This window comes from Pelomonas sp. KK5, assembly GCF_001984095.1.
In the GTDB taxonomy this organism is placed as follows: Bacteria; Pseudomonadota; Gammaproteobacteria; order Burkholderiales; family Burkholderiaceae_C; genus KK5.
This window is the reverse complement of the sequence record NZ_LYVQ01000537.1, coordinates 1-581: the sequence shown is the minus strand read 5'-3', so window position 1 is coordinate 581 and position 581 is coordinate 1. Positions and strand designations below refer to the sequence as shown.

The following is a 581-nucleotide window of genomic DNA, read 5'->3' as shown; positions in this document are numbered from 1 at the left end:
CTGTCGACGATGCCGGTGGCGGCGCTCTCCAGCGCCGCCACGGCCTGCAGCTGGGGCTCCATGGCGCGCGCCTGCGGGCCGCCGAGCAGGCGCAGTTCCTCGACGCCGTTGGCCCGGCCTGCGGCCAGCAGCCGCTCCAGCTCGTCCTCCTGCGCGGGCGCCGTGGCTACGATCAGCTTGCCGCAGCGCCGGTGCGCCACGCCGTGCGAGGCGCAGAAGGCATACAGCAGCTCGCGGCCGCGCACGCACAGCCGGGCCTTCAGGCTTCCTTGCGGGTAGTAGATGCCGGCGTGGATGACCTCGCTGTTGCGTGAGCTGATGCCCGTGCCGATCTGCGTCTCGCGCTCCAGCACCAGGGTCTCCAGGCCGCGCTGCGCCAGCGCTCGCGCCACCGCCAGGCCGACCACGCCGGCGCCGATGACCAGCGCGTCGACGCGCTCCATCGCTCAGCCGGCCTTCAGGGCTTCCAGCCGGGCCAGCCGGACCGCCTCGCCGATCGCCGGCCCGGTCTTGCCGGCGGCCAGCGCGGCGGCGCTGACGGCGGCCAGGTCTACCGCCTGTGTGGCGGCGAGGTCCTGCAT

1 protein-coding gene is annotated in these 581 nt (G+C 74.9%); it reads right to left on the bottom strand.

Annotated elements, in window-relative coordinates; genetic code table 11:
- On the bottom strand, nucleotides 1–443 hold a 443-nt coding region (locus B0W88_RS32175; RefSeq protein ID WP_144007162.1), incomplete at its 3' end, for an NAD(P)/FAD-dependent oxidoreductase.
- Nucleotides 444–581 lie beyond the last annotated feature (138 nt).